The following is a 6,097-nucleotide window of genomic DNA, read 5'->3' as shown; positions in this document are numbered from 1 at the left end:
TCCAGATGCATCGTTGATTAGTGAAGAAATTGTAGATGATCCAGACAACAAAGAAGATCCGTATGATTGTTTGATGGCTAATATTGATGGATTATACAAAAATTATTATATGGCAACATATAAAATTCAATATAAAAATGGCAGCAAACTGATCGATACAAGTAAAAAGGTTACTTTGAAATTTAAAATTCCAGATGATTGGAATGCAGATAAAGTTCAGTTAGCAACGTTTATTGACAATCTGGGAACAAATCCAAATGTAAGTGGATCAGTTGAAAAAACAGATGATGGAAATTATTTTGTAATATCAACCAATAAATTAGGTCATTATGCTCTTTATGAAACAAAAACTACACAGGATGCTGACAAATTAGAAAATGGTACATATAAAATTCCTGTATCGGTTTACCATTTGACAAAAGAGGGGCAGTTATCTATGGCAAACAGGTGCCTCGGTGGAACGGCAGAATTGGTAGTGAATGATGATGTAAAAACATTATATATGGATTATACATCTGTAGAAAACATGTCACTTACTTCTTATATGACAAAGATGTGGATTTATGGTGCAGACATGGAAATGAAGGGTAATCAGCCAACAGGTTCGTTGATTCCAGTTGTATTCACATCTTATTATAAGAATGAAGATGGAAGCTATTTGACGGATTCTTTTAATGAGGGAACACTTAACTACTATCCTAAGACGGGATATGTTCAATTGGTGAGTGATAAGGCTCAGTGGCCGGCAAGATTTAAAGTACCGATTATGGACGCTATTGGTGGTGGAAACTTTGAACAGGACGCATGGCTCACATTAGATTGGGCTAATGCGAAAAAAACATCGGATGATGTACCAAATGTCCCGATTAAGAACGGATTAAAAGAACTGTTATCAATTGAAAAAACAGCTATTCAGGCAGAGTATACAGCAGATTCATGGGCAAACATGACAAAGGCATACGATGAAGCTGAAAAAATTTATAAAAATGATTCTTCCTCTGAAGAGGAACTGACAAATGCTTATATAAGTTTAAGAACAGCCATAGATAGCCTTGAAAAGGAAAAAGCACCAGAGCTTACAGAGGGTGTCTATACTGCGACTGGAAAAATTGATGATACGGAATATATTACTGATACAAGATTCCTTGTAGGGGAAGATGGTAAAAAATCAGACATATATCTGAAGTCAAAAGATATTCAGCAGTTTGAATATTATGATCTTACATCTCAGGAATATAAAGAGGCTAAACTGATTAAGAATGACAAAGAAGAAGTTGCTGGAATTGAGTTCAGCTTAAATGAGATGGCAAATTCTGTATCTATTAGATATCAGACGGCAGATGGTAAAACTGCACAGGGATTATTAACATTTGTAGATATGTCTAAGCAGGAAGTGAATAAAGATTCCTTAAAAGAAATTATTAATACTGCTCAGGAAAAATTAAAAGACGCTGCAGAAAATCCGGAAAATTATGATTCAAAAGCTGTATCTGCATTACAGACAGCAGTTTCAAATGGAACAGAAGTATTTAAAAATCCGGTTTCTATTCAGAGTGAAGTAGATGAGCAGGTTGATGCAATCAATGTAGCAATTAATAATTTAGCTAAAGTTGCAAGTTTGGATAAACTGAATAAAGCAATTGAAAAAGCTGAAAGTAAAAATGAAGAAGAATATACAGCAACGTCTTACAATACAATGAAAGAATTGCTGAATCAGGCACAGGAATTGGTTAAAAATGAGAGTGCCTCAGTAACAGAAATTGATAAAATGACGTTAGAATTGAATGCTGCTATTAAAGGTCTGGTGAAAAGAGCATCAGATTGGACAGCGTTTGATGAAATGTATGAAAAAGCAACAGGAATTACGAATGATGCAAATTATCCGGGCTGGGATGCATTACAAACAGTAATAGCTGAAGCAAAAGCATTAAAAGAAAATCCAGATGCGACACAGGATAAGGTTGATGCAATGACAAAAACACTGGAAACAGCAATTGCAAATCTTCAGGGATCGGTAGATAAGAGTGAACTGATTAAAATGATTTCTAATGCAAAAGCATTGGATACAAGTGCATATATGCAAAGCAGTGTTGATGCATTTAACGCAGCAATTGATGCAGCACAGGCAGTTGTAAATAATCCGAATGCATCACAAAATGATGTTGATAAACAGATTCTTGCTCTTCAGGCAGCCGCAGATGCTATGTTGGAAAAAGAGAAAGAAAATGTTGTTTACGATGGTGTTTACACAATTGATGGAAAAATGTGGCACGCATCAGCAGACCAGCCGTCTATGGGAAATGCTGCATTATTAAAACCAATGCAGGTAGTTGTTTCAACAGATAAAGAGACTGGAAAAACGACAGCAGTATTGCGTATGGAGTATGCGCCATTAACAACAAGTGGATTTGAAGGTTACTTAGCGGAATTAAATTATTTCCCTGGTTGGGAAGGTGGAAAAACTGGATATGATATGCCAGATGGTGAAACACCAGTTCCAGCAACTGTAGAGTCTTACTATGAAGATACTTACGATTCCTATAATGATCCAAAGACAGGAACAGATAGTAATGTAAAAGGAAAATTATATCCGCATATTATGAACCTGACATTGGATTCACTCGGTGATAGCGAAGTGTGGGTACAGGTTTATGTCCCTGTTATGGAAGCACTTAATACAGGAAGTGGTCGTCAGTATGCAAAGATTCAATTAGACTGGGATAGTAGAAAGCAGATTTCAGGTGTTGAAACAGATAAGTCTAAACTGAAAAAACTGATTGATGAGGCATCAAAACTGGAACAGGGCGAGGCATCTGACGAAAGTTTTGCAGCTTTGCAGAAAATGATCCTTGCAGCAACAGATGTTTATAATAGTATGAATGCCGGACAAGATTCTGTAGATAATTCAGTAAAAGCATTACAGGCAGCTATTGATGCACTGACAAAAGATGAGGTAAAAACAGACAAATCAGAATTAAAGAAAGCGATAAAGGCCGCTGACAGTTATCTGAATAATTCAGACATTACATATTCAGATGCATCAAAGGCATTATTACAGCAGGCTAGAGATGAAGCACAAAAAGTATTTGATGATGAAAATGCATCTCAGACACAGGTAAATAAGTGCATTGATGCAATTAACAAGGCAATCGAATCGTTAGAAACAGTAGGTGCAGATAAAACTGATCTGAAAAAAGCCTTGAAAAATGCAAAAGAATATTTGCAGGAGACATCAAAGTATACAGCAGCATCAATTGAAGCGTTAAAATCTGCATACGACACAGCAAAAGGTGTTTATGATGATGCAAATGCTTCACAGGATGATGTGGATTCACAGGTTCGAGTATTAGAATACCTGATGAATCACATGTCAGAAGTTTCTGAAATAGAAGTAGATAAGAGCGGATTACATGATTTGTTAGTAACGGCGTCAAATTTAGCAGGAAGAGAAGATCTTTATACTAAAGAATCTATTTCAGCATTGAAAAAAGTAATAAAAGCTGCTGAAGAAGTATATGACAATAAAAAGGCAACACAGGATGAAGTGGTTGCACAGTCCAATGAACTTGTTTCTGCTATTATGAATCTGGAAGCAAAACCATCGGATTCCAACAATAATGGAAATAATAATAACGGTGGCAATAATAACGGAGGAAATAACAATAACGGTAATAACAATAATGGAAATAGCAGTGGATTAGATATAAAAAATCTTACGGATGGTGTATATTCCATTACCGGAAATATGGTGAAAATTGATAAGACTACAGCATCTATGTCAGATGCAGCTATCAATCATACAATAAAATTAACCGTTAAAAACGGAAAATATTATATTACATTGAATTTCAATGGACTCACTATTAGCCAGAAACTTGGATATTTAAGCCAGCTCAAATACTTCACAACAGGTTACACACTTGATAAGTATGGTAATCCGCAGGGAACACTTGCGGATGCTACAGTTGACAGCTATCAGAAGAACAGCGATGGCTCACTGGTTTCTGACCAGTACGGAACAAACTATCCAGATGAAGTAACATTCGAATTGATCCCGGAAGCTCTGAAGGATGGATATGTTCCGTTACAGGTATTCGTACCGATTATGGACGCTATCAGCTCTGGTACAGGTACACAGCCAGTATTCCTGAAACTGGATTGGAGCTCATTAAAAGCAACAACAGCTGATGATCCAGATTTTGATAAGAATGACAACAATGGAAATAACAACAATAATAATTCCAACGGAAACAACAACAATAATAATTCCAACGGAAACAACAACAGCTCTTCTCTTGGAAACGGCTCACTTGGAAATAATACCCTTGGAAGCAATTCTCTTGGAAGCAGCAAACTTGGTTCTTCCTCACTTGGAAGTGGTTCGTCATTGAAGAGTGGAACATCAAGCCTTGGAAGTGGTTCATCATTAAAGAGTGGAACATCAAGCCTTGGATCAGGTTCCAGCCTGAAATCAGCATCCAATGTTAAGACTAATGATGTTGTACAGAACAATACCCTGTGGGCAGCTATCCTTCTTCTCGGAGGAGTCGCTTTACTGGCAGGAATCATGGAGTACAACAAAAATAAAAGAGCAAACGTAAAATAATAAGTAGTGATTTGGCAGACGAACCCTCCCATTCCTTCGGGACTGGGAGTCTGCCAAACTCATTTAACAGGAGATAAGGAATGAAATTAGCAGCGAAAAAAAATAAAATATTGTCTGCCATTATGACTTGTGTGCTTGCCATTACTTTAATGGCAGGCTTTCCTGCTGTTAAGGCTTATGCCGCAAGCGGGACAGTGTATAGCTGTACAATTAACAGATGTTACGCACACCCGGTTACTGGAGTAATCGAAGATTCCGGTGGAGAGAGTTCTTATGCAACAGGACAGGGCATGGTAGAAGGTTGTGTATACAGCAATGGTATCTTGGAAGTATCAGACGATGGAGCTTATTATCTGACAATCCGCATGAGTCTGATGGACTACACCAGTGGACATAGTTTTCAGGTACAGAATGTAGGAGATTCCGGCTGGTCTACACCATCAGAAATCGGTATTACAGGAAATGGTTCAGACAGCAACGGTACAACAGCCGATGTGTGTATGCGTGTGCCAAGTGAAAATTGTATTGTCAGAGGCGAGATGTATGTAGAGCCGATGGGAAGAAATGTTATTTTCTATCTGTATCCGAGTGACTACAGCGAGGGTAACAATACCGATATGAACGCAACTATGGTAACAGAAAGCTCGAATGGAACAGCGGCAGAGTCCGGTGGTTCTGGTTCAGTAGATAATTCAGGTTCTACTTCAAGTGGAAACAGCAGTTTGGGTTCTGGTAATTCTTCTCTTCAGAGTTCCGGCTCATCTGATAAAAGCAGTTCTTCCAGCTCATCAAAGAAACTGGAAAGCAGTATCAAGGAAGCAGCAAAACCGAGTAGTGATTCTTCTTCACTGGATACAGAAAATCCAGTAAATTCTTCAGAAGGATTAAGTCTTTCTACTGCGAAAGATGGAACAAGTGACAGCGATTCCGATAGCGGAAATACTTCTTCCGGCAACCGGATTTTCCAGATTGCATTGGCAGTTGTAGTAACAGGTCTGATTCTGCTTGGAGCAGTATCCGGAGTGATTTATTTCTTCCGTAAGAACTGGAAACGTTGGGGAGGTGCAGAGGACGATGATGAATAGGCGTTTGAAAAAAGCATTGGCCGTTCTCCTTGCAATGACCATGATTTTTTCTCTGGCAGGTTGTGTAGACCAGAGTCAGGGAAAGAAAAGCAGTGATTCTGCTACGCAGACAGAGAGCAGTACAGATGAGACAGCCAGCAGTAAGACGGCAGATAAAAAGACTTCTGACAGCAAATCGGACAAGGATTCTTCCGATGAAGATGCCAAGTCTCTCTTAGAGATTGACGATCCGGAAGAAAAGGCAGCCGTAGAAGCAGCCAAGAAAAAAGTACAGGCAATGAAAAAAAGCCCAAGAATCATAGCGACTTCTCCGGCAACCGCAGATATTTGCGATAAGCTGGAACTGGATCTGGTAGGTGTTTGCAGTAGTACCGTATCCACAATTCCAGACAGATACAAAGATGTA

At 38.4% G+C, this 6,097-nt stretch carries 2 protein-coding genes and 1 pseudogene; all 3 read left to right on the top strand.

All coding sequences use genetic code 11. The features are described from left to right. The first annotated feature begins 13 nt into the window (after window positions 1–13). Complete coding sequence (locus WMO25_RS13515; RefSeq protein ID WP_349085742.1) at window positions 14–4,606, top strand: NEAT domain-containing protein; 4,593 nt, start codon at window positions 14–16, stop codon at window positions 4,604–4,606. Window positions 4,607–4,686: 80 nt separating this feature from the next. Then, window positions 4,687–5,691, top strand: coding sequence for a heme-binding Shp domain-containing protein (locus WMO25_RS13510; RefSeq protein WP_055155856.1), 1,005 nt, complete (start codon window positions 4,687–4,689; stop codon window positions 5,689–5,691). Beyond that, a pseudogene (locus WMO25_RS13505) lies at window positions 5,681–6,097 on the top strand (heme ABC transporter substrate-binding protein IsdE); the annotation flags it as partial. The gene WMO25_RS13510 and the pseudogene WMO25_RS13505, both read left to right, overlap by 11 nt.

This window comes from Coprococcus intestinihominis, assembly GCF_040096555.1.
GTDB lineage: Bacteria > Bacillota > Clostridia > Lachnospirales > Lachnospiraceae > Coprococcus_A > Coprococcus_A intestinihominis.
Note: the sequence above shows the minus strand (reverse complement) of the source record. Positions and strands in the feature narration are given on the sequence as shown.